Source organism: Flavivirga rizhaonensis (genome assembly GCF_004791695.1).
Classification (GTDB): Bacteria; Bacteroidota; Bacteroidia; order Flavobacteriales; family Flavobacteriaceae; genus Flavivirga; species Flavivirga rizhaonensis.
Map to the genome: position 1 here is coordinate 18,895 of NZ_SRSO01000010.1, position 23,675 is coordinate 42,569.

General features: G+C 32.0%; 19 protein-coding genes and 1 tRNA gene. 13 read left to right on the plus strand and 7 right to left on the minus strand.

Annotation, left to right across the window (positions count from 1 at the left end):
• Positions 1-124: 124 nt before the first annotated feature.
• The gene (locus EM932_RS08825) at positions 125-997 is read left to right on the plus strand and encodes an alpha/beta fold hydrolase (protein WP_135876824.1); all 873 of its coding nucleotides are present in this window, start codon (positions 125-127) and stop codon (positions 995-997) included.
• An 852-nt stretch (positions 998-1,849) separates the two neighbouring features.
• On the opposite strand, the gene EM932_RS08830 is transcribed toward EM932_RS08825, so the two are convergent.
• The 5 genes from EM932_RS08830 to trxA all read right to left on the minus strand — a co-directional run bounded on the left by EM932_RS08830 (position 1,850) and on the right by trxA (position 6,694).
• Positions 1,850-1,923 (minus strand) — tRNA-Asp (locus tag EM932_RS08830).
• A gap of 125 nt (positions 1,924-2,048) precedes the next feature.
• Positions 2,049-2,978 (minus strand): DUF58 domain-containing protein, encoded by a 930-nt coding sequence (locus EM932_RS08835; protein ID WP_135876825.1) that lies wholly within the window; start codon positions 2,976-2,978, stop codon positions 2,049-2,051.
• Positions 2,978-5,503, minus strand: a complete 2,526-nt coding sequence (locus EM932_RS08840; protein ID WP_246040982.1) for a M1 family metallopeptidase — start codon at positions 5,501-5,503, stop codon at positions 2,978-2,980. The genes EM932_RS08835 and EM932_RS08840 overlap by 1 nt, the downstream gene beginning before the upstream one ends.
• Positions 5,504-5,617: 114 nt before the next feature.
• Positions 5,618-6,160 (minus strand): ClpP family protease, encoded by a 543-nt coding sequence (locus EM932_RS08845; protein ID WP_135876827.1) that lies wholly within the window; start codon positions 6,158-6,160, stop codon positions 5,618-5,620.
• Between the two features lie 216 nt (positions 6,161-6,376).
• On the minus strand, positions 6,377-6,694 hold the full coding sequence (gene trxA / locus EM932_RS08850; protein ID WP_135876828.1) for a thioredoxin: 318 nt from the start codon (positions 6,692-6,694) through the stop codon (positions 6,377-6,379).
• A 342-nt stretch (positions 6,695-7,036) separates the two neighbouring features.
• Here trxA and EM932_RS08855 point away from each other — a divergent pair, with 342 nt between their 5' ends.
• The 3 genes from EM932_RS08855 to EM932_RS08865 are packed head-to-tail and all read left to right on the plus strand — an operon-like array spanning position 7,037 to position 8,223.
• Positions 7,037-7,468, plus strand: a complete 432-nt coding sequence (locus tag EM932_RS08855; protein WP_135876829.1) for an SRPBCC family protein — start codon at positions 7,037-7,039, stop codon at positions 7,466-7,468.
• The gene (locus EM932_RS08860) at positions 7,458-7,787 is read left to right on the plus strand and encodes an ArsR/SmtB family transcription factor (protein ID WP_135876830.1); all 330 of its coding nucleotides are present in this window, start codon (positions 7,458-7,460) and stop codon (positions 7,785-7,787) included. The genes EM932_RS08855 and EM932_RS08860 overlap by 11 nt, the downstream gene beginning before the upstream one ends.
• On the plus strand, positions 7,780-8,223 hold the full coding sequence (locus EM932_RS08865; protein ID WP_135876831.1) for an SRPBCC family protein: 444 nt from the start codon (positions 7,780-7,782) through the stop codon (positions 8,221-8,223). Before EM932_RS08860 ends, EM932_RS08865 begins: the two co-directional genes overlap by 8 nt.
• Positions 8,224-8,596: 373 nt before the next feature.
• On the opposite strand, the gene dnaE is transcribed toward EM932_RS08865, so the two are convergent.
• Entirely contained in the window at positions 8,597-12,985 is a 4,389-nt protein-coding gene (gene dnaE, locus EM932_RS08870) for a DNA polymerase III subunit alpha (RefSeq protein WP_135876832.1), read from the minus strand.
• A 164-nt stretch (positions 12,986-13,149) separates the two neighbouring features.
• Here dnaE and EM932_RS08875 point away from each other — a divergent pair, with 164 nt between their 5' ends.
• From EM932_RS08875 to rimM, 3 genes are all read left to right on the plus strand, one after another.
• Positions 13,150-14,211, plus strand: a complete 1,062-nt coding sequence (locus tag EM932_RS08875; RefSeq protein WP_135876833.1) for a lactonase family protein — start codon at positions 13,150-13,152, stop codon at positions 14,209-14,211.
• Between the two features lie 97 nt (positions 14,212-14,308).
• A complete protein-coding gene (locus tag EM932_RS08880) occupies positions 14,309-14,827 on the plus strand; it encodes a 30S ribosomal protein S16 (RefSeq protein WP_135876834.1) in 519 nt (172 codons plus the stop codon).
• A 176-nt stretch (positions 14,828-15,003) separates the two neighbouring features.
• Entirely contained in the window at positions 15,004-15,528 is a 525-nt protein-coding gene (gene rimM, locus EM932_RS08885; protein WP_135876835.1) for a ribosome maturation factor RimM, read from the plus strand.
• Between the two features lie 19 nt (positions 15,529-15,547).
• Here rimM and EM932_RS08890 read toward each other — a convergent pair whose 3' ends face one another.
• Positions 15,548-15,997 (minus strand): DUF2383 domain-containing protein, encoded by a 450-nt coding sequence (locus tag EM932_RS08890; RefSeq protein WP_135876836.1) that lies wholly within the window; start codon positions 15,995-15,997, stop codon positions 15,548-15,550.
• Between the two features lie 149 nt (positions 15,998-16,146).
• Here EM932_RS08890 and EM932_RS08895 point away from each other — a divergent pair, with 149 nt between their 5' ends.
• The 6 genes from EM932_RS08895 to EM932_RS08915 all read left to right on the plus strand — a co-directional run bounded on the left by EM932_RS08895 (position 16,147) and on the right by EM932_RS08915 (position 23,659).
• A complete protein-coding gene (locus EM932_RS08895) occupies positions 16,147-16,863 on the plus strand; it encodes a tRNA1(Val) (adenine(37)-N6)-methyltransferase (protein WP_135876837.1) in 717 nt (238 codons plus the stop codon).
• A gap of 108 nt (positions 16,864-16,971) precedes the next feature.
• Positions 16,972-18,150, plus strand: a complete 1,179-nt coding sequence (locus EM932_RS08900) for an acyl-CoA dehydrogenase family protein (RefSeq protein WP_135876838.1) — start codon at positions 16,972-16,974, stop codon at positions 18,148-18,150.
• A 142-nt stretch (positions 18,151-18,292) separates the two neighbouring features.
• The gene (locus EM932_RS08905; protein WP_135876839.1) at positions 18,293-21,739 is read left to right on the plus strand and encodes a hypothetical protein; all 3,447 of its coding nucleotides are present in this window, start codon (positions 18,293-18,295) and stop codon (positions 21,737-21,739) included.
• Between the two features lie 386 nt (positions 21,740-22,125).
• Positions 22,126-22,272 (plus strand): hypothetical protein, encoded by a 147-nt coding sequence (locus EM932_RS20870; RefSeq protein WP_170179762.1) that lies wholly within the window; start codon positions 22,126-22,128, stop codon positions 22,270-22,272.
• Between the two features lie 226 nt (positions 22,273-22,498).
• Complete coding sequence (locus tag EM932_RS08910) at positions 22,499-23,080, plus strand: Crp/Fnr family transcriptional regulator (protein ID WP_135876840.1); 582 nt, start codon at positions 22,499-22,501, stop codon at positions 23,078-23,080.
• An 84-nt stretch (positions 23,081-23,164) separates the two neighbouring features.
• Positions 23,165-23,659, plus strand: coding sequence for a GlcG/HbpS family heme-binding protein (locus tag EM932_RS08915; protein WP_135876841.1), 495 nt, complete (start codon positions 23,165-23,167; stop codon positions 23,657-23,659).
• Positions 23,660-23,675: the final 16 nt, after the last annotated feature.

Here is a 23,675-nt window from a genome sequence, read left to right on the forward strand (position 1 = left end):
GATGATTGTTTTTAAGACAATCATCTTAGTTATGTAGAATTCAAAACACAAGACCTTGAAAAAAATGAATACATAACTGAAATAGTATTTCAAATATTTAATTTATAATCAAAATAAATATATTATGAAAAAATCATTTTTAGAGAGGCTTTTTTTAGTGTTTATTATTGTTTTGTCAAGCCTATTATACGGTTGTAAAGATGACGAAATGGAAGTAGAGAACTCCTTTGTTGTTAAGTCCAGTATAAGCGATGTAGATATTCACTATACAGTAAAAGGTAAAGGAAGTCATACAATAGTATTTGTCCATGGTTGGTCTTGTGACCAAACGTATTGGAAAAATCAAATAGATTATTTTGAGAATAATTATAAAGTGGTAACTATTGATCTTGGAGGGCACGGTAAATCAGGAACCAATAGGGCAACTTGGACCATAGCATCATATGGTTCTGACGTAATAGATGTGGTTAATGCTATTGAATTTGAAAAGCTTAGCCTGGTAGGCCACTCACTTGGTTCTATGGTGGTGGTAGATGTGGCATCAAGAATTGACAAACCTATTAATGCATTGGTCTGTGTAGATTATTTGAAAGATCCATTGGTGCCCATATCTAATGAAATAGCAGAAGGGCTTGTGTCCCCTTTTCGAACCGATTTTGTGAATTCAACCAAAGGTTTTGTGTCTACACTTTTTCGACCTGATGCCGATCCTGTATTAGTAGCACAAATAGCCGACGACATGTCGAATGCTCCTCCAGAAGTTGCTATTCCTGCAATGATAAATCTCGGGGTAAGGGACTATAGTGACGACTTCAAAAAACTATCTATAAAAAATATTAATAGATATATTATTAATGCCGATTTGAATAAAACAGATAAAGCCCACTATATATCTTTAGGATTCGAAATCAACATAATAAAGGGATCTGGGCATTTTGTGATGATTGAAAAACCTGATTTATTTAATCCTGTTCTAAAAGAAATAGTAAACGAATAATGATATACGGAAATTGCATAAAAACTCAATTCATGTGATGCTTTATCATAAAAAGAAAAATAAACTTTAGCAAAAAAATGGATTGCTAAACGGAATAATATAACCAAAAAATTAAAATCTATCAGATATGAAGTGAATTTATCTAGAAAATACTCTGGAAAAGAAATGCATAATATAATTGAAAATGTTACAAAAAGTCTAAACATATACATCTCGCATATAGGTTCCTTTTCTAGAAGAAAATTCCCAAAACTCTATTCATTGGCATTTTAAAGAAAAGCCAAAATAAGTAGGATGTTTAGATGCTACTTTTTTGGAAGAAGGAAATGAATTTTGGGTCGTTGCTAGAAATTACGAACCTCAATGGGTAAAGAATAAAGCAAAAGAAATGCAGACAAAATTGGGAGAAATATTGTGATAAAACATTCTATCGAGGGTAATTCTTGTAATTTCTAATCAAGTAAATCAAATTATTATTCAGCATGAGGATGAAGATGTTTTCTATTTCATTGGTTCTTTAAAAACATCAATCACTAAATGGGTCTCTTACTTACATAAAAAAATCACCAAATTAATATTTTGTATCTTCAAAGTATTAATTTGTTTATTTCAAGTTCGTTTTAATTTAGCGGAAATTTCCTTGACAAGATTTATTTAAATTTTACAATTATTTATATGAAGTAAATTAAATATTGTAAAAATCATTTTTTTTAAGAAATTGCAGCACAAACGTGGCACAACAAAGAAAAAATCAAATCTATTTAATAAGAAATTATCTTTGTAAAATATTGAAAAACAGTATTTTAAATCGTTATATACAAAAAAAGCTCTCAAATTATTGAGAGCTTTTTGCGGTCTGGACGGGACTCGAACCCGCGACCTTCGCCGTGACAGGGCGACATTCTAACCAACTGAACTACCAGACCGTTGCTTTATTGCGGTTGCAAATATACACGCCTTTTTTTATATCTCAAATGTTTTTTTAAGTTTTTTGAATTTTATTTTAAAAAAGAAAGCTTCAATACTTTACTCAAAAGGATCCTTATAGAACTTATACAAACTTTTGACGCTCTATCATGTATGTTGTCAGGATGTTATTGAAATTCTTATTAACATCTGCTTCAACATATTTAATTTTATATTGAGCGCACTTTAATCGTAAAGTTTCAAAATAATCACTCACCGTTTTTTTATAGTTGTCTTTTACAGTATCTGCATATAAACTAATATACTCTCCTGTTTCAACATCAATAAAACGCTTTGGTTTATTATCAAAATCAAAAGCTAATTCTTTTTTCTTATCAAATACATGAAATAGAATGACTTCGTGTTTGTTGTATTTTAAATGACGTAATGCTTCAAACAATTTCATCTCATCTTCTGATGTTTGAAGCATATCGGTAAACAAAAATATCATGGAACGCCTATGAATCTTTTCAGCAATTTCGTGTAAATATTTATACGTTTCAGTTTCTTTATTTAAAGGTTTAGAAATCACAGCATCACTCAAATGATTCAATAGCATTTGATGATGACGTTCACTACCCTTTTCTGGCGCATAATAATCGTAATCGTCACTATATATACTTAAACCAACTGCATCTCGCTGCCTTTTTAAAATATGCATTAAAGATGCCGAAGCTAATACTGAAAACCCTATCTTATTTAAACTATCAATAGAAAAAGAATCCATCTTTGGATAGTGCATTGAACTACTATTATCTATAATAATATGACAACGCAAATTAGTTTCATCGTCATAACGTTTGGTGTAAAGCTTATCTGTTTTAGCAAATAGTTTCCAATCTATATGACGTGTACTCTCTCCTTGATTATAGATCTTATGCTCAGCAAATTCGGCTGAAAACCCATGAAACGGACTTTTATGCATTCCAGCAATGAAGCCTTCTACGACTTGTTTCGCAAGTAGCTCTAGGTTTTTAAAACCTTCTGTTTTATTTAATTCTGCTTGCAAATCCATTAATTAGAGTACTTAATTTTTTGAGCACGATACAATATGTCTACACTTTGCAACAGTTTATTCTTTAGCACGGGGCTAAAATCTGGGTTTTCTACTAAAAATGTCTCTACCACATGATATGCATTTTTAGATGAATATCTTCCTATAGTATTATTTAGCCAATTTTTAGGGAAAAAGATATCTCCTGTTAACTGTATGTCTTCTAACGCATTTAAACATGCCTGTAAATGTTTTTCTGCCGATTTTTGACGTAATGGATGGTGTATATTACCCAAAGCACTTAGCACCCAAGACTCTTTTGTTCTATTATCTGCTTTAAGAAAAGAATTCATGAAATCATCCCTAACCTTTTCGTCATTTGATAATGATGGTAGTAAATATTCAAATCGTTTTTTAGTATCTGGATTCGTTATTTGTGTTTTAGCCACTTCAAGGATCTCATCTGCCTTTGCATGATTATAAATTGCCAATACCGAAGCAATACTTGTAAAATCATTTTCATTTAGGTTTAATCCTTTAATCTTTATTTTCTTAGTCCACACATCATACAAGAACAACTTTCCATTTATAGAATAAGCAATACCTTTATATAAATTAAAAAGTGTTTTCTTTATTCCAGAATCTAAATCTTTATTTAAAATATGTCGCAATAATAACTCCATATGTTGTTGTGCTTCGAAGCGCTCTTGAACCGTAAGGTAATTCCAAAAAATCGAAGATAGTTCTCTTGAAATAAGGTTAACTATTTGCTCTTCTGTTTCACTCTCAATACCTTCTAAAAGCAAGTTAAAAGCCTTTGTGGGAGGTACTGCACCCTCAAGCATGTTTTCGTACAAATTAATATATGCATACCCTCTAGCCTCATCATTTTTAATATCTGGAAGTATTTTCAAATTTTCAACATCAATAGGAAAAATACCATAACCAAAAGCATCATAATTATAAACTATAGTTTTAGGTTTTTGCATCCCTATAACCTCTTTTAACTGTATTCTTTTATTTTTTAAACGTACCGTTTTTACAAGTGTTGTATCTTGGTATATTAAACCTATATTAAAGGTTTGTGGCCAAATATTATCACTCCCATCTTCAGCTTTTTGGTAAATTTCAAAGGTTTTAATTTTATTATCCTTATAAGTAATACTATCCATTACAATAGGTCTTCCCGGTTGTGTTACCCAAACGCGACTCCATTGTTTTAAATCAATGTTAGTCTCTGCACATAATAAATCAATCAAATCATTCCAATCAGCATTACTATTGGCGAATTTTTGAATATAATTGCGTAAACCCTTTTTAAAATTATCTTCACCAATAGCGGCTTCTAATTGCCTCATCATTATAGGTGCTTTATGATATATAATATTACCATAAAGTGTCCCTGCGTTTTTTAAATTATCTAAATTTTGACGGATTGGAGTAGCTCCTCTAGTTCTATCTTCACTATAAGCACTTGGGTAATGATCGGACATAAACTCCAACGTATGGTTAATATCTGGAAACGCTGGATTTGCAATTTTATCTGCCATAAAATTCGCGAATACTTCTTTTAACCAAACATCATTAAACCACTTCATGGTAACCAAATTACCAAACCACATATGTGATGTTTCGTGAGCTATTAGTTTTCCTCTATTTAATTTCTGATTTAAAGTAGCACTTTCATCTAAAAAAAGTGATGATTCCCTATATTGAACAGCTCCAACGTGCTCCATACCTCCATATTGAAATCCTGGAATACTAGCATAATCCATTTTTTGAAACGGAAACTCTTTTTGTGTATAGTCTTCTAAAAAATTAACAGATTCTTGATGAAGCTTAAAAATCTCATCAATGCTAGCTTTTATTTTAGCTTCATTATTTTCTCTGTAAAGTAGTTTCGTATCAAACAAACCCAAATTTTGTGTTGTTCTATTAAATACACCAGCTACAAAAGAAAATAAATATGTGCTCATTTTATCTGATTCATGAAACACATACCTTGTATAATCCTGTTTATCCTCTTTATAGTTTAATTTAGAGCCACATAATACTTCCCACGATTTTGGGGCTGTAATATCTAGCATATAATTGGCTTTTATATCTGGTTGATCAAAACAAGGAAATAATGTACTCGCTCTATCTGGTACTAATAACGTGTATAAATAATCATCGTTTCTATTAAGTGATAATTCACCTGCTATAAACGATATATCTATAGTATTATCACCTAGTTTTAAATACGTTTCAGAAATAATAAGATGTTCTTGTTCATGATTAACATCAATAGCTTTTCCATTTACAATCACGTTTTTAATAAAAGACTTTTTTTCATTAAAATCTAAATACAATGGATATTCTAAATCTTTAACTTTTAAATTCAACTTTAACTCTGAGGCTATTGAATCTTCTTTTTTTAAAGGAATATTAAATTTTAAATTATAGACAACATCTTCAACTTGTGTTTTTCTATACGTTGATAAATCTAAAGAAATGCCTTCAGACAAAAGGATGCTTTCTCTTTGTTTGGTTTCACAAGAAAACATAATTAAGAAACACAAAAAGTATAAAAAATTCTTCATAAAAACGGCTGATTAAAACGAGAAAAGGTTTACTATAATGCAAACTTTTTATCTATTTCTTTTAATTACCAAACAACATTATAAAACTGCATCAACAATACCATAAGAAACAGATTCATCTGCTCCCATCCAATGGTCACGATTAAAATCCTTCATTATTTTATCAAAAGTTTGCCCACAATTATCTGCTAGTATTTGCGCACTTAACTCTTTAGTAATTATAATTTCTTTAGCTGTAATTTCTATATCGCTTGCTTGCCCACGTGCACCACCACTTGGTTGGTGAATCATAACACGTGCATGTGGTTGAATAAAACGTTTACCTTTTTCTCCTGCAGATAATATTAAAGAGCCCATTGAAGCTGCGAATCCTGTACAAATTGTTGACACTTCACTTTTTAAAGATTTTATACAATCGTAAATAGCAAAACCAGACGTTACATAACCTCCAGGACTATTAATATATAAATGAATATCTTTAGTTTCTAATGCATCTAAATACATTAACCGATCTATAACGTGTTTGGCAGAATCATCATCAACTTGTCCCCACAAAAACACTTTACGTTCTTCTATTAGTTTACTATCAATGGCATCTTGTACTTTTATTTGTTTACTCATATCTGTTTTTAATTTTTTGCTCGTTCTTATTTTATTAATTTTTTAAAATTAATAATAAAATTGAGAACGAACAGAACCGCTTCGCTCTCTTATTAAAAATTTTAAAAAGCATTTTGTAAAAGTACTTTTTAAATTTGTTAATTTTCGTTTCATCTAAAATAAAAAAAGGTTTGCCATAATGACAAACCTTTTCAATTTTCTTTTTAATGAGATTGACTATAAAAGTGAATCTATAGCTTCAGTATAAGCATTTTTTGGTGCTACCCCAACTTGTCTTCCAACAACCTCTCCGTTTTTAAAAACCAAAACAGTAGGTATGTTACGCACACCATATTTTGCGGCAAACTCTTGATTGGCATCTACATCTACTTTTCCAACAACAGCTTTACCGTCATATTCTCCACTAATTTCCTCTATAATTGGTCCAACCATTCTACAAGGTCCACACCATGCAGCCCAAAAGTCAACCAATACAGGTTTTTCACTTTTTAATACAGTTTCTTCAAACGTTGCATCTGTTATTTCTAATGCCATAATATTTATGTTTTAAGTTCGTATTTTATTATTAATATCGCAAAATTAGTCAAAATATTTACGAAAGCTTACAATCTAACAATTTGTTTTATCTATATCAATATTGTTCAGCACTATTATATTTTTAAAAATGTTTCTACACTTAATGAAAATTCGTCGTTATCTAAATTTATTTTATTATAAAATGTGATATTCAAAAAATCCCAATAACCTGATTTACATTATTTTAAATTTATTATTAGAATTAAAATCATTTTAAGCAACCAAAAAGTTGCGTATTTAAAATATTTATTTTAGTTTAGCAACCATAAAGTTGCATATTAATTAAAAATCGAACTTATTATGAATGATGTTATTAAAAAAGAAAAGATATTTAAACACTCCATAGATAAAGTATGGAATGCTATTTCTAAAGCTGAAGAAATATCTGCTTGGTTTATTCAAGCAGATTTTAAAGCCGAAAAAGGGTATCAATATACGTTTACTTCAGAACCCAACGAAAAAGGTTGCACTACCATTAGTGGAGAAGTAAAAGAATCTAATCCATACAAATTAGTTTACACCTGGATAGTTGCAGAAATGAAAGTAGAAACTACAGTTACCTGGGAGTTAGAGGCTACCGAAAACGGTACCAAATTATATCTGGAACATTCTGGAATTTCAAATTACGAAGGCGAAACTGCTGTAAAAATGTTTGAAAGTTTTAACGGTGGTTGGGATAACTGTATAAATGGATTAACAGATTACTTAAAACAATTGGTTAATGCAGGATAAAATAACAAAACTATTTAAAGCTATTGCAGACCCAACAAGGCGTGATATTTTTCACGCCTTGGTTATTGCAACCTCAGCCTTATCGATTACACAAATATCCAGTCAGTTTGATATTAGCAGACAAGGTATAACTAAACATATAAAAACTTTAGAAGAAGCTGGTCTGGTACATATTAACACACACGGACGTGAACGTTTTTGCAATGCCAATGCTAAACCATTAAAGGAAGTTAGTAAATGGGTGGAATTTTATTCACAATTCTGGGATAATTCGCTACAAGATTTGGAGAATTATTTAAACAATTCAAAAGATGTCTAGTAATATAAAACAAATTGACCGCCATATTAAGAACTACAAAAAGCAGTTAAAGGTAAACGTTAGCTCTAAACAAGTGTTTTGTGCTTTAAACGAAGGGCTTCATTCATGGTGGGGGAAAATAAGTAATTCTGAATTTAAAGCGGGTGGTCAATTTACTATTCAATTTGAAAATGATTATTGGTGGACTTTTAAAATTATAGAATACACTCCCAATCAGGAATTAGTTTGGAAATGTATTGATGGTGAACCTGATTTTAATAAAGAATGGATCGGTCACGTATTACATTGGGAAATAGAAGATCTTAACGGAAAAAGTTTAATTAATTTCAATCAAGTTGGACTCACTCCAAATATTGATTGCTATGAAGTATGTTCTACTACTTGGGATCGATTTATTACGAACAGTTTAAAAAACTATTTAGAGGTAAAAAAATAAATTGTCATTAGTAAGGAAGGAACAATTAGCCTATGCTGATCGCAGTTTAAGTATGCTGATCTGTTTATTAAGTTAAAAAAACTCCAATTGATCAGATTCTGACTTTACGCTTAGAAGCGTGACTCAGAATGGCGTTTCTTTTTGTACTTTCTTCTATTAATTAGAAATAAAATAAGAACTACTATAAAAAGAAATACGACTCCAAACAAATTTAAATAAATCCACAATACGACATTTTGAATTTCGGAAGCCAATAATTTTATTAACTCTCCAGAAGAGAAAAAGAATATTATTTCTAAAACTAAAAATGTTATCACATGATAGAATATTATTTTTTTCATAATCATGAGATCCCTGCCTTCTCAGGGATTTATTAATTTAACTTAAACATCACATCCTGACTTTCTAATTCACTGAGTAATTCTTGAGATACTTTAACTTTCTGTCTTCTACTAGGCATCTGTAATTTTATTTTATCTTTATTATCGTACACAACAAAATTTAACGCTTGGTTTCCGGGATGCATTTGTAACAATTCTTTTAAGCGAAAAATACTTTCTTCATGTAAATCTTTAATATTAAGCTGTATGGAAAGTTTTTTAGCATAGTTTTCCATGACATCATGCAGTAATTGAAAACTATTAAATTGCAATCTTGGATCACTCTTTTTTCCTGTATCTTTATTAACCCAACCTTCTCGAATAAATGATTTTACAAATACAAAGTTATTCTTCATTAAAAAGTGCCTGAATTTTAAATATTCTTCACCAAAAATCCTAAACTCAAAACTATCGGTATAATCTTCAACAGTAAACATTCCCCATCCTTTTCCTTGCTTACTCACACGGTGTTGTACATCGGTAACAACCCCGCCAAAAACAATTTCTCTGTTTACATAAGGTTCTAAATTATTAAACATAGCAATGGCACCATTACAAAAGGTTTTCATTTCAGTTTTAAAATCGTCTAATGGGTGCCCAGAAATATAAACACCTACAACTTCACGCTCTTGGGCTAATTTTTCCATAGTTCCCCACTCTTCACATGGTGGTACTTCTGGTTCTGCTATCTGAACATCACTTGTTGCTCCAAATAAACTTACTTGAGATGAGTTCTCGTTTTCCTGATGTTTATTCCCATATTTGACTGCTTTTTCTAAAAAAGTAATTCCATCACCTTCTTTATGAAAATACTGAGCACGGTGTGTGTCTCCAAAACAATCAAAACCTCCAGCTAAAGCTAAATTTTCAAAGGCCTTTTTATTGGCTGCTCTTAAATCGATTCGTTTTGCTAAATCGAAAATAGATTTATATGGGCCATCTTCTTTTCTATTCTCTACGATAGTCATTACTGCACCATGACCAACACCCTTAATAGCACCCATACCAAAACGCACTGCATTGTCTTGATTCACTGAAAATTTATAATACGATTCGTTAACATCTGGTCCCAAAACATCCAATTTCATCCGTTTACATTCTTCCATAAAAAACGTAACCTGTTTTATATCATTCATGTTATTGGATAATACAGCAGCCATATATTCTGCTGGGTAGTGTGCTTTTAAATAAGCAGTCTGGTAAGCTATCCATGCATAACAGGTGGAGTGAGATTTGTTAAAGGCATAACTTGCAAAGGCTTCCCAATCTTTCCAGACTTTTTCTAACACTTTAGCATCATGTCCATTTGCACTTGCCTGCTCAACAAATTTCGGTTTCATTTTATCCAGTACCGCAATTTGCTTTTTCCCCATCGCCTTACGTAACACATCGGCTTCACCTTTTGTAAATCCAGCTAATTTTTGAGACAAAAGCATTACTTGCTCTTGATACACTGTAATACCGTAAGTTTCTTTTAAATACTCTTCCATTGCTGGTAAATCGTACTTAATATCTTCATCACCATGTTTTCTTCTAACGAAACTTGGAATATATTCCATAGGTCCCGGACGATACAAGGCGTTCATGGCAATTAAATCTTCAAACACTGTTGGTTTTAAATCTCTAAGGTGTTTTTGCATTCCTGGAGATTCATATTGGAACACCCCTACAGTTTCTCCACGTTGGAATAAAGCATATGTTTCTTCATCATCTAAAGGAAAGGATTCCGGATCTAGTAAAATATTATGTTTTGCTTTTACAATTTTAACAGTATCTTTAATTAAAGTCAGTGTCTTTAACCCTAAGAAATCCATTTTTAATAAGCCAGCATCTTCAACAACCGAGTTATCAAATTGTGTGACGTACAAGTCGGAATCTTTAGCTACAGATACAGGTACGAACTTAGTAATATCATCGGGTGTTATAATAACCCCACAGGCATGGATTCCTGTATTTCTCACAGAACCTTCTAGAGCTCTTGCAGTATTAACAGTCTCTGCTTCTAAACCTGATCCTTCAGAAATATTTAAAAGCTCATTAACCTTTTCTAATTCTTCTGCTCTGAACTTACTTGCCAGTGCTTTTTCGTCTAACCCAAAAATTTTATTGAGCTTCGACATATTAGGAATCAACTTTGCAATTCTATCGGCGTCAAACAAAGGTAAATCTAACACACGTGCTGTATCTCGAATGGACGACTTAGCCGCCATAGTACCATAAGTAATAATTTGTGCTACTTGATTAGCACCATATTTATCAATCACATAATCCATAACCCGGCTTCTTCCTTCATCATCAAAATCGATATCAATATCCGGCATACTAATACGATCCGGATTCAAGAAACGCTCAAAAAGTAAATCATACTTCAGAGGATCGATGTTAGTAATCCACAAGCAATATGCGGCTACCGATCCAGCAGCAGACCCACGACCTGGTCCTACAGATACGTCCATGTTTCGAGCCTCTCGAATAAAATCCTCTACGATTAAGAAATACCCAGGGTACCCTGTATTTTCTATAACACTTAATTCGAAATCAAGTCGTTCAATGACCTCTTCCGAGAGTGGTTCCCCATAACGTTTTTTAGCTCCTTCAAATGTTAAATGCTTTAAATAGGCATTTTCACCACGTTTTCCTCCATCAACTAAATCTTCTTCGTGCTTAAACTCATCGGGGATATCAAAAGCAGGTAAAAGGACATCTCTTGCAAGTTGGAATTCTTCAATTTTATCAACTAAGTCACTAATATTTATAATGGCTTCTGGTTGATCATGAAACAATTCTTTCATTTCGTCAGAAGACTTAAAATAATATTCCTGGTTAGGTAATCCATAACGATAACCTCTTCCTCTACCTATAGGCGTGGCCTGTTTTTCGCCATCTTTTACACATAGTAAAATGTCATGTGCATTTGCATCCTCTTGTTTCTGGTAGTATGTATTATTTGTTGCCACCAATTTTACATCATGCTTTTTCGCTAATGCTATCAAAGTTGGATTTACACGATTTTCATCTTCCTGATTATGTCGCATAAGTTCTACATACAGATCATCTCCGAACTCATTTTTCCACCATAACAATGCCTCTTCGGCTTGTTTTTCACCAATATTAAGAACTTTACTTGGTACTTCACCATATAAGTTACCAGTAAGTACTATAATGTCTTCTTTATATTGTTGTATGAGTTTTTTATCTATTCTAGGCACATAGTAAAACCCATTAACAAAGGCATGAGAAGATAGTTTTGCAAGATTATGATACCCGTTTTTGTTTTTAGCTATCAATATAACCTGATACCCATTATCTTTTCTTGATTTATCTTCATGATTTTCACAGACAAAAAACTCACATCCTACGATTGGTTTTATCAATTGTTTTTCTGAAGTCTCTCCTCTCTCCTCTGCTTCTGCTATACTCGCCTTTATACTACTATTTTGTTTGTTAACAGCATTTATAAAATGAAACGCTCCCATCATATTTGCATGATCGGTGAGCGCCACAGCTGGCATATTATGAGCAGCAGCAGCAGCCACTATATCGACAACACTCATAGTCGATTGTAATACAGAAAACTGTGAATGATTATGAAGGTGTACAAAATCAACATCTGCTAAATCAGATATATTCTTCTTAATATCTTCAGTTGAAACTGTTTCTTGCTTAAGACCTTGAAGACGCTCTCGAATTTTAGCACTTTCTTGTTTAAGATTAACGTGCTTTAATTTTATAAGCTCAATTTCTTTTGGATTGGCTTTGTTAAAATTCTGAAAATACTCAGGTTCTACATCAAGTTGTTCTTTAGTGTACTCGCCCAAACGAACCAACTCAAAAAAGCAACGCGTCGTTGCTTCTACATCGGCTGTCGCATTATGCGCTTCTGCAAAAGGAGTCTTAAATAAAAACTCGTGTAATTCGGTAAGTGTTGGTAGTTTAAATTTACCACCTCGTCCGCCAGGAATCTGACATAAACTTGCCGTATGCTCTGTACAGGTATCCAAAACGGGCAATTCTTGTAATGGGTTCGAAACATCACCCCGAACAAATTCGGCTCCCATAATATTTAAATCGAACTTTACATTTTGCCCAACAACAAACTTAGTTTTACTTAAAGCATCATTAAATTTTTCCAGAACTTCAGCTAATGGAATACCTTCTTCTTGAGCTAATTCCGTAGAAATCCCATGAATTTTCTCAGCATCATAAGGAATATTAAAACCTTCGGGTTGCACCAAATAATCTTGATGATCGATACAGTTCCCCATAGCATCGTGTAATTGCCATGCAATCTGAATACACCTTGGCCAATTATCTGTATCGGTAATGGGCGCATCCCAACGTTTCGGCAATCCAGTAGTTTCTGTATCGAAAATTAAGTACATATCTGTATTTAGATATTTGGTGTTAAGTCGTTTAGAATTATTAAACGTAGTTTATAAAAATACAGAATATTATAACTTATGAAAATGAAAGTTATGAACAGTTTTAAACAAAACACTTAATTTTATTTGTATTATTTTTGAAAGTCATATATATACTTGTTTACATGAAACTTAAATCATTATTATTCTGTTTTGCTTTTACACTACTAAATATTCAAGCTCAAAATATCCCATTATATGTTGGCACCTACACTAATGGGGAAAGCGAAGGTATTTACCAATTTGAATTCAATACCGAAACTGGAAGCTTAAACAACAAACAACTTGCTATAAACATTGATAACCCTTCCTTTTTAGCTTATTCTCCAGACAAAAAACATCTTTATTCTGTAAACCAAAGTGAAGACGGGTATGTATCATCTTATAAAATCAATAATGATGGTACTTTATTGCTTTTAACACGAGTTAGCAGTAATGGTGAAGGACCTTGTCATATTTCGATAAATGAAAATGGGGATAAAATTGTTGTTTCTAATTACAATGCAGGTACAGTATCTATTTATCCTATCAATAAAGATGGTAGCCTAAAAGAAGCTTCCCAAATTTTCAATCATAATTCGGCAAATGAAAAATCACATGCACATTCTGCTAAGTTCTCTAAAGATGATTTGTTTGTTTCTGATTTAGGCAGAAATGCTATTTATCATTATAAAATAACAGACGATAGTTATAAACTAGAATCTCCTTCTATTGTTAAAATGGAAGGGAATCCTGGACCACGTCATTTTTCATTAGACAAAAAAAGTAAATTCTTATATGTTATTAATGAGTACGGATGCTCTATTGCTTCAATTAAAAAAACAAAAAAAGGCTTCAAGCAAATAGATTTCGATTCTACTTTAGATGAAAATTATGAAGGCAAAAACAAATGTGCAGATATTCATTTATCTAAAGACGGCCGTTTTCTATATGGCTCCAATCGAGGTGAAAACTCCATTGCTGTTTTTAAACGTAATACTAAAAACGGTACTTTAGATAAAATTCAAAACATGAGTGTTCATGGGGATTGGCCTCGAAATTTCTCGTTGGACCCAACGGGTAAATTCCTTTTAGCAGCAAATAAAAAGAGTAACAATATTAGTGTATTTAAGATAGATAACGAATCCGGAAAACTTACTTTTTTACACGCAACAGATTTACCTGCTCCAGTTTGTTTATTATTTTAAAATTTCTAAACAAAATAAGGTGTTGATAATTAAAAAATATAGTATCTTTGCGCCCTCATTAATAACCGAGGTCGAGAACCTCAAATAATTAATTATTATGCCAGTAAAGATTAGATTACAAAGACACGGTAAAAAAGGAAAGCCTTACTACTGGATCGTAGCAGCAGATGCACGTTCAAAAAGAGATGGTAAATACCTAGAAAAATTAGGCGCTTACAATCCAAACACAAACCCAGCAACTATCGAATTAAACATCGACGGTGCGGTACAATGGTTACAGAACGGTGCACAACCAACCGATACAGCCAAAGCTATTTTATCTCACAAAGGTGCTTTACTAAAAAATCATCTTGCAGGTGGTGTTAGAAAAGGTGCTTTAACTGAAGAGCAAGCAGAAGCTAAGTTTACTACTTGGGTAGAAGAAAAAGAAAGTAAAGTTGGTGCAAAAGTTGACAGTTTAGCTAAAGCTGAGGAAGAAGCAAAAGCAAAAGCTCTTGAAGCTGAAAAAGCGGCTAATGAAGCTCGTATTGCTGCAGCTGCTCCTGTTGTTGAAGAGGAGGTTGCTGAAGATGAAACTCCTGCTGCTGAAGCAGAAGCTTCAAATGAAGAAGAGTAAAAAAATATTTTTTTATACTTTTAAACTCCGATATTTTTTATCGGAGTTTTTTTATTTAATCAAACTTGTACAAGTTTGATTAAATAATTCCCACGAAGGTGGGAATTTCATAAGCTTTGAGGTACACTTTAAAGAGATTCCCGCCTTTGCGGGAATGACAAAAAAATTATTTGTCAATGCAAAAAGAAGATTGTTTTTACTTAGGTAAAATTGTTAAAAAATATAGTTTTAAAGGTGAGGTTTTAGCTAAACTTGACACAGATCAGCCTGAACTTTACGAAAACCTAGATGCTATTTTTTTGAACTTAAAAAATAATCTGATTCCGTTTTTTATTGAACGCTCACAACTTCATAAATCAGAATTATTACGTATTAAATTTGAAGATGTTGATGAAGAAGCTGATGCAGACGCAATAATGAAAAGTGATTTGTATTTGCCTCTCGATTTACTCCCTAAACTAGAAGGAAATAAATTCTATTTTCATGAAGTCATTGGCTTTAATATAGAAGATGTCAATTACGGAAAAGTAGGAACCATAAAAGCTATAAACGATTCGACTGCACAATCACTTTTTGAAATAGATAGAAATGGTATTGAAATTTTAATTCCTATGAATGACGAGTTTATAGTAAAGGTGGATAGAGATAATAAAACTATTTTGGTTGAAACACCAGAAGGGCTAATCGACTTGTATTTGTAAAGACTTGATATTTAAAAAATTAATCAACAAAATCCAATTCTTTTTTTATTAAACGTAATCCGTATTGAATATGATCTCGTTGCTTCACCAATAATCTGCAAAGTGATAAAGACAAATTAATTTCCTGAAGCAATTCATTATATTTTTCTATACATAATAGCTCAATTTTATAAACAGCATTTAGCAAACCAATATTATCCTCTAGTTGTAATAAATTGCTAAAACTTCTCATATAAAAATGGTATCGTCTTTTTGACATTATTGACTCTTCAACATCCGCACCTAACTTTTTAATTTCATTTTGCAATATTTCACTAAAATTATATCGTTCTAAACTTTTTTCTTTTAACAAGGCTTTTATATTTATATCAGAAACTTTTTCGTATGTTTTTATATAGGTTTTTTCAATAACTTTATTCATTAAAAAGATGTCATTCAACTTCACTAAAATTTTATTTTCTTTTTTCATTTTCTTCAATTAAGCCGCTGTTTTTTTTATATACGTTAGCTATAAAACAAACGGATATCTTTAATATTAATTTTAATATACTTTTATGATTTTTGATTCATAACATCTTTTTATTTTATACTATTGTCTTAAACTTCAAACATAATGTCATGTCTAAAAAACCCTTTGTTTTTAAACAATTTTCAGTAAACCAAGAACAATGTGCCATGAAAATTGGTACCGATAGTGTTTTACTAGGTGCCTGGACATCCGTTAAAGGCAATCCATTTTCGATATTAGATATTGGAGCTGGCACTGGTATTTTATCACTCATGTTAGCACAACGAAGTCATGCAAAAGTTATTGATGCCATAGAAATTGATGACGATGCTTATGAAGAATGTGTTGATAATTTTGAACAATCGCCTTGGGGAGACAGATTATTTTGTTATCATGCTGCACTTGAAGAATTTGTTAATGAGATAGACGATAAATACGATCTCATCATTTCCAACCCTCCTTTTTATTCTGAAGACTATAAAACAGAGAATAAACAACGTGATATAGCAAGATTTCAAGACGCCATGCCATTTGATCATTTAATTGAAAGTGTCTCAAAATTATTATCAGAATCCGGTATTTTTTCAGTAATCATTCCATTTAAAGAAGAAGACAAACTAGTTCATTTAGCTTCAAAATTCAATCTCATTCCAAACAAAACACTACACATAAAAGGAACTCCAACTTCCGAAATTAAACGAAGTTTAATCGAATTTTCTTTCTCTAAGAGCGATCTAAAAATCGACAGTTTAATTATTGAATCTTCAAGACATCAATATACTGAGAATTACATAAATCTTACCAAAGATTTTTACCTAAAAATGTAATCGAATCGATATGAATTAATTAAATTTGAGCTCTAAAAATGTTGAATTATTAAAAAAACAGCATTTTTATTAATAATTTGATTTTAAATATACTTAAATTCAGTCTTTATGCGACCAGACTTATTCGAAGCTCCCGATTATTACAACCTTGATGAGTTACTAACAGATGAACATAAATTAGTACGAGATGCTGCTCGTGAATGGGTAAAACGTGAGGTTTCTCCAATTATTGAAGAGTACGCACAAAAAGCAGAATTCCCAATACAAATCATTAACGGATTAGCAGAAATTGGTGCTTTTGGTCCTTATATCCCAATGGAATATGGTGGTGCAGGATTAGATCAAATTTCTTATGGCTTAATCATGCAAGAAATAGAACGTGGTGACTCTGGCGTTAGAAGTACAGCTTCTGTTCAGTCTTCATTAGTTATGTATCCTATCTGGAAATATGGGAATGAGGAACAACGCCAAAAATATTTACCAAAATTAGCCAGTGGTGAATGGATAGGTTGTTTTGGTTTAACAGAACCTGACCACGGAAGCAACCCTAGTGGTATGGTTACAAATTTTAAAGATATGGGAGACCACTATCTTTTAAATGGTGCCAAAATGTGGATTAGTAATGCACCATTTGCTCAAGTCGCAGTTGTATGGGCAAAAAACGAAGAAGGGCGTATTCATGGTTTAATTGTTGAACGTGGCATGGAAGGGTTTACAACCCCAGAAACTCATAATAAATGGTCACTGCGCGCTTCGGCAACTGGGGAACTTATTTTTGATAATGTTAAAGTACCAAAAGAAAACTTACTCCCTAATAAATCTGGATTAGGCGCTCCTCTTGGCTGTCTAGACTCTGCTCGTTATGGTATTGCATGGGGCGCTATTGGAGCTGCTATGGATTGCTATGATACGGCACTTCGATACAGTAAAGAACGTATGCAATTTGGAAAGCCTATTGGTCAGTTTCAATTACAACAAAAAAAATTAGCAGAAATGATTACTGAAATTACCAAGGCACAATTGCTAACCTGGAGACTTGGTGTTTTACGTAATGACAGTAAAGCAACATCTGCACAAATATCTATGGCAAAACGTAATAACGTAGACATGGCTATTAACATTGCTCGAGAAGCCAGACAAATACTTGGCGGTATGGGTATTACAGGAGAATACAGCATTATGCGCCATTCTATGAATCTGGAGAGTGTCATTACTTATGAAGGTACACACGATATACATTTACTTATTACTGGTTTAGATATTACTGGGCTAAATGCTTTCAAATAATCATAGCTTTTTGTCTTAATATATTTTACGAAAACGTTTTCTTATAAAATTATTGGAATACTGACTTTTGACATGTTTTTAATATCATTCTCATTTTAACTTTGTCCGTGAATTTGAATACTATATTCTAACTTTTAAAACTATGCGAGAATCAAGACAAGACATCATTCAGTTTATTAACTTACAGTTAGCTTCATTAGGACAACCAACTTTTAAAGATAAGCCAGAAAGTGCTGATAAATTTTTAGATCCAAAATTTGAAAAATCTACCAGAGCTCTTATAATGAGTCTGAGAGAGAAATCAAGATTATTGGCAGACCATCAGGCACCAGCAGACTCTAGGATTCAAAATTTTATTGACGATTATTTAAAAGATGTTTCAATAAACAAATCGTTAAAACTACCAAATAACACATTGGTTTTATCAAAAAAAGGACAAGCCCGAGAGGTTAGTTTACCTCCAGATGGAAATTCTTTTAAAAGTGATTTGGTAACATCAAATCGTGTAAAACAAGGTATTTTAAATAACCCATTACATGATAAAAGAACTACAAAAGGCACCTTTCATATTGTAGAAGGAGATTTACCTGTTCCTCTTGACAAAAAAGAAGTTCCTAAAATTGCATTTGCACATTTTTTACATGCTGCTTTTAATCCATCTGATGATTTAAAAATACTTCCTTTTACTTCTAACCAGGAAGATCAAGCAAAAACAATGGTTTCTATGTTATTAAGACCAACTGTTTGTCCTGAGGTTCCAGGAATTATTGCTAAAAAATCATTAGAAGTTCGCTTTTTTGTTCCTGGTACTTTGGTGAGTAATCTTGACTTTGTAGAATCTATTTTTGGAAACGCTGGAGATCCTAATTTAGTACATAATGATGCAGCATTAGATACTGAGCATTGGACAGGTCATACAGGCTGTATTATTTTAGCACCACAATTAAAAACTTTAAAGAAAAAAGATGTTGGATTACCTCATTTTGATGATGCCACAGAGCGTCAAAGAAAAGATGGTATGTGCTGGAAAGATGAGAATGAACTTTATAACGACGGAGGCGCTTTTAAAATTACTTGTAGAGATGATAGAGGTGTTGTAATTACTCTTATTGCAGATAATTATTATGGTTACTCAAAAAAAGAAATCAAAACACAAATAAGTTACTCTGCAAATTTATTTGGTATACTTGAAGAAGAACACGCAGGGGGTGCTATAGCGTTTGCAAGAAGAGTCATGGGTGACACTTTAGACGGTAAAGATTATTCCGAATATCATGATTTCCGTTACAACTTTGAAGATGTAAAAAAATTATTAGCCGATAGAATAGATGTTCAGCCAGAGAATTACGCAATCGATAAGAAATATCCTAACATTATTTACATTCCTGAATTTTCGTATGTGAATATCAACACAAATAGTATTACATGGACGCATAATAATGAAAAACAAAAATTAATACTATCCCCTAATAAAACCTATGTACACCCAACTGGAAATAAATTTAGATTAGAAAAACATAAGTCAATCGATTTATGGCGAATTGTAGACACATTTGCAGAAGGCGTTTTCTGTCATAAACCTTGTACAGTATCTGGTGGAGGTAAATCTGAGATTTCAAAATCTATGCAAAATGCTATCACATATAGCCCATTCAACATTCATAATATAGATGAAGATTTTAAAAAAGCCGATGAGATTATAGAATTTGATTATTCTACACGATGGAAAATTAAAGACCCTAAAAGACCTAAATCAAGACCTTTCTTAAGCGAAGAAAGAACCTTAAGTTCTGCCGTTAAATTACTCATCCCTTCTGAAGAAAACTCAGATGAATTCAATGAATTTTTAGAGAATATCCCAGTACATATCCGTTCTTTGGTTTTATTTGTTAAACGATTATACAGACAAGCTCATGGTGTTCTAAACTGGAAAGATTACATGTCTGTAGAAATTATTAACGGAGAAAAAGGCACAGGCCTTTTACATAACAACACTCCAGTTGTAGGTAGTTATGTGCGTATTGGTTTCAACCAAAAAGGAAATTGGATGCTAAATAAACTAAGATCTGATTTCTCTCCAAGTGAAAAAATTCAGACTGAAGATGATATTTCAGCATCAATAACATTGCCTAGACATCTGTTTAAAAACTTAAATCCAGAATTTGATAACAAAAGTGTTAAAGTACTTACCAACTGTGAAGCTCATTTATTCCAAAGACCTGATGAAGCTGTAGTTAGAGGTTACGATAAAAATGCTGAGTTGGATATTGTTTCAGATGGTCGATTCTTAACAAACTATGAATTGTTAAAGAAAAAAGATGCGATAGCAATTTATGAGGACACCATTAATTTTGATAAATATACACAACCTGTTAAAGACTTTATTTTAGATATTGTAAACAGTTCAAATGAGGAAGAATTGTTTGTATTGCCTTCACATACAAGAATTATAAGTGATGGACCAACAAAAAACCCTCGTTATTTAGAGCCAAATAGATTTGTTGAAGAAACTGAAGCAACATATCTGGCAGATATTGGCGTGCGTCTTTTTAGAAAGATAAAACCAGAAGACCCGGTAATTCATGTGGTGAATTCGGTATTACCAGGTAGAAGAAATAATCCGGTAGATAAAAAAGCAGGTATACGTCCGTTGGCCGTTTATAACCCAATTCACTATCAGGAAACACCAGAGTTATTCATGGATTTTGTTTGTAGCTTAACAGGTAAATCACCATCTACAACAGGAGCAGGGTCTGAAGGTGCTTTAACAAAAGCACCATTTAATATGTTAACGCCAACAAGCGATTTAAACAATGCTTTATTATCACACATTTTAACAGAATCTAATGGATTTAGTACAGCTGCCGGCTATGTTGGTGCTGAAAATAAAGTAGATCATGATATAAGTTTATTAATCCCTGAAATTTGGGCCAGACTGGAACCAGAAGACAGAGACCCTAAACACCTTATCGCAAATGGGTCGTTAGAAAAGCTTGAAGATTTCGATTATAACGGTGAAACTATTTTAGCCAGCCGTTTAGGGTATAGAATTACCAAAACATTCTCATTAAGATGCTTAAATCGTATATTCGATGAACCAACAGCTGTTTTTAACGAAAGAATGTTAAAACCAGAAAGACAAGGTTTAGAAGATTATGTAGACGGTATTAAAAATATTGTTGAAGCTCAGCAAAAAGTAGCATTAAATTACTTTGAAGATGGAAGCGTTGATGCAGCGATACCACCACTTAAAATCCTATTGCATATTATGGCTTACGGCACTTATGAAGGCAAACAGATAAATGATCCGGAATTAAGAAAATTCTTTGATAGAGATTATGTTTTAAATAGTAATTGGTATAAAGAACGATTGGTATTAAAACAACAAAAAGATATCCGTTTTTATGATTCTCAAATCGCTTATTTAGAAGATTTCATTGCAAATCCAGATAATAGCGTCTTAGTTTCTGAAATGAATATTAAAGGTCGTTTAGAATCTGTAAAACAGTCATATAATAATGTTAAATCCGATTCATATTTAGACAGTTTAATCGGCACTATTGGAGCTGATCCTTTATTCAGAAAGTAAAATAATTCTTTAAAACAACCTTTTTAAAAGAGGCTGTCTAAAAAGTAATTAATTATTGTCAAACTGAGCGCAGTCGAAGTTATAATGTTTTGAAAACTAAAGCATTTCGACTGCGCTCAATGTGACATTTAAACTAAAAACTTACTTTTTAGACAGCCTCTTTTTTTTAGTTCAATTTGGTATCTAATCATATATTTGCCAAAAATTAGTCTTTGAGTAAACTAACAGCTATATTTTTTGTTTTACTATATACGGTTGCCATGCTACGGCCTATTCAACCTTATGTTGAGTACGTATTAAATCAAGATTATATTGCTGAGTTTTATGTATTAATAAAGATAAACCAGAGCTTCAATGTAACGGTAAATGTCATTTAGCAAAAGAATTTGAAAAACAGCAAAGAAACGAGTCTAAATCCTTACGTATTTATATTAGACGAAGGTGTTCTTGTTGATGAAATTGACGGACAAAGTCCTGCATTAACTCCTATGATGGTTACAACTGCAGATACCGCTAACTCCAACTTTCATTAACTCAGGTTTTGGACTTAATTATTTAATTATCAACGACGGCTTAAAAGGCTTACGTTTTGCCGTAGAATGTACAACGCCACTTTATCAGGATTTAAATGGTATTCAATTAAAACAGAATTACAATTTAACGTTTGGAATGCAATATGCGTTTCACTAATAAAGGTTTCTAGTTAAAACAAATTTCTTATATTGAATTAGTAAATAATCTATAACATTCTTAAAAGTAATGCTTCACGATTTACTAGTACAAAATATAGAAAAACATTTACAGTTTTCTAATACAGAATTAGATATTATTTGTAGTTATTTTAAACCTAAAGTTATACAAAAAAGAGATTTTTTATTAACTCAGGGAAGTATCTGTAAATTTGAAGGCTTTGTATTAGAAGGTTGTTTTAGAATTTTTACTATTGATAAAAAAGGGAATGAAAGCACCCTCTATTTTGCTTCAAAAGATTGGTGGCTAATGGATATAGATAGTTTTATGAATCAAATACCATCTGATCTCAATATACAAGCATTAGAAGACAGTAAAGTACTTTTAATTAGTAGATCAGATAAAACAGTCCTATATAATCAACTGCCTACAATAGACAAATTATTTCGAATCATGTCTCAAAAAGCTTTAGTGGCATGGCAAAGGAGACTAATACGTAATCATACCCTAACAGCTAAAGAACGCTATCTCCATTTTATAGAAACCTATCCTGAAATCGCGTATAAACTAACCGATAAAAAAATATCTAGCTATCTAGGTATTACTCATGAATTTTTGAGTAAAATTAAAAAACTACATAAAAAAGAGTAAATAGTTTTTTGCATAGTTGAACTTGTTCAACTCTTTTATCATTCTCATTTAAGAAATTTGTATCCATAAAAACATAAATCTTAAATGAAAAAAGCAAAAGCACAATTAAATATTATAGCAGCACTAGTTTTTCTATTAGCTTTAAAAACTTTTTCTGCTCATGCTCAAATATCAAACGATATTACACATGAAGAAGCACTAAAAATCATATTAGAAGCAAAAAAAGAAGCAGAAGAAACAGATGTTTTAGTAAATATAGCAGTAGTTGACGCTGGCGCTAATTTAAAAGCATTTATAAGAATGGATGAGTCTTTTTTAGGAAGTATAGATGTTGCTATTAAAAAAGCAAAAACAGCAAGGTATTTTAACATTGACACTGGAAAACTTGGAGAATTAACACAACCTGGAGGCATAATTTACAATATAGAACATTCTAATGGCGGATTAATAACTTTCCCTGGTGGTATCCCAATTAAAAATAAAGAAGGTAAAATTATTGGCGCTATAGGTGTAAGTGGTGGTACCATAGAACAAGATAGAGCTATCGCTATTACGGGAGCAAAAGCAATTATAGATTAATTAAACTAGAAAAACT

Bases quoted from the DNA above. Each gene is read 5' to 3' on its own strand.
- EM932_RS08825 (WP_135876824.1), top strand. From the start codon at position 125: ATGAAAAAATCATTTTTAGAGAGGCTTTTTTTAGTGTTTATTATTGTT.
- EM932_RS08835 (WP_135876825.1), bottom strand. From the start codon at position 2,978: ATGGATTTGCAAGCAGAATTAAATAAAACAGAAGGTTTTAAAAACCTA.
- EM932_RS08840 (WP_246040982.1), bottom strand. From the start codon at position 5,503: ATGTTTTCTTGTGAAACCAAACAAAGAGAAAGCATCCTTTTGTCTGAA.
- EM932_RS08845 (WP_135876827.1), bottom strand. From the start codon at position 6,160: ATGAGTAAACAAATAAAAGTACAAGATGCCATTGATAGTAAACTAATA.
- trxA (WP_135876828.1), bottom strand. From the start codon at position 6,694: ATGGCATTAGAAATAACAGATGCAACGTTTGAAGAAACTGTATTAAAA.
- EM932_RS08855 (WP_135876829.1), top strand. From the start codon at position 7,037: ATGAATGATGTTATTAAAAAAGAAAAGATATTTAAACACTCCATAGAT.
- EM932_RS08860 (WP_135876830.1), top strand. From the start codon at position 7,458: ATGCAGGATAAAATAACAAAACTATTTAAAGCTATTGCAGACCCAACA.
- EM932_RS08865 (WP_135876831.1), top strand. From the start codon at position 7,780: ATGTCTAGTAATATAAAACAAATTGACCGCCATATTAAGAACTACAAA.
- dnaE (WP_135876832.1), bottom strand. From the start codon at position 12,985: ATGTACTTAATTTTCGATACAGAAACTACTGGATTGCCGAAACGTTGG.
- EM932_RS08875 (WP_135876833.1), top strand. From the start codon at position 13,150: ATGAAACTTAAATCATTATTATTCTGTTTTGCTTTTACACTACTAAAT.
- EM932_RS08880 (WP_135876834.1), top strand. From the start codon at position 14,309: ATGCCAGTAAAGATTAGATTACAAAGACACGGTAAAAAAGGAAAGCCT.
- rimM (WP_135876835.1), top strand. From the start codon at position 15,004: ATGCAAAAAGAAGATTGTTTTTACTTAGGTAAAATTGTTAAAAAATAT.
- EM932_RS08890 (WP_135876836.1), bottom strand. From the start codon at position 15,997: ATGAAAAAAGAAAATAAAATTTTAGTGAAGTTGAATGACATCTTTTTA.
- EM932_RS08895 (WP_135876837.1), top strand. From the start codon at position 16,147: ATGTCTAAAAAACCCTTTGTTTTTAAACAATTTTCAGTAAACCAAGAA.
- EM932_RS08900 (WP_135876838.1), top strand. From the start codon at position 16,972: ATGCGACCAGACTTATTCGAAGCTCCCGATTATTACAACCTTGATGAG.
- EM932_RS08905 (WP_135876839.1), top strand. From the start codon at position 18,293: ATGCGAGAATCAAGACAAGACATCATTCAGTTTATTAACTTACAGTTA.
- EM932_RS08910 (WP_135876840.1), top strand. From the start codon at position 22,499: ATGCTTCACGATTTACTAGTACAAAATATAGAAAAACATTTACAGTTT.
- EM932_RS08915 (WP_135876841.1), top strand. From the start codon at position 23,165: ATGAAAAAAGCAAAAGCACAATTAAATATTATAGCAGCACTAGTTTTT.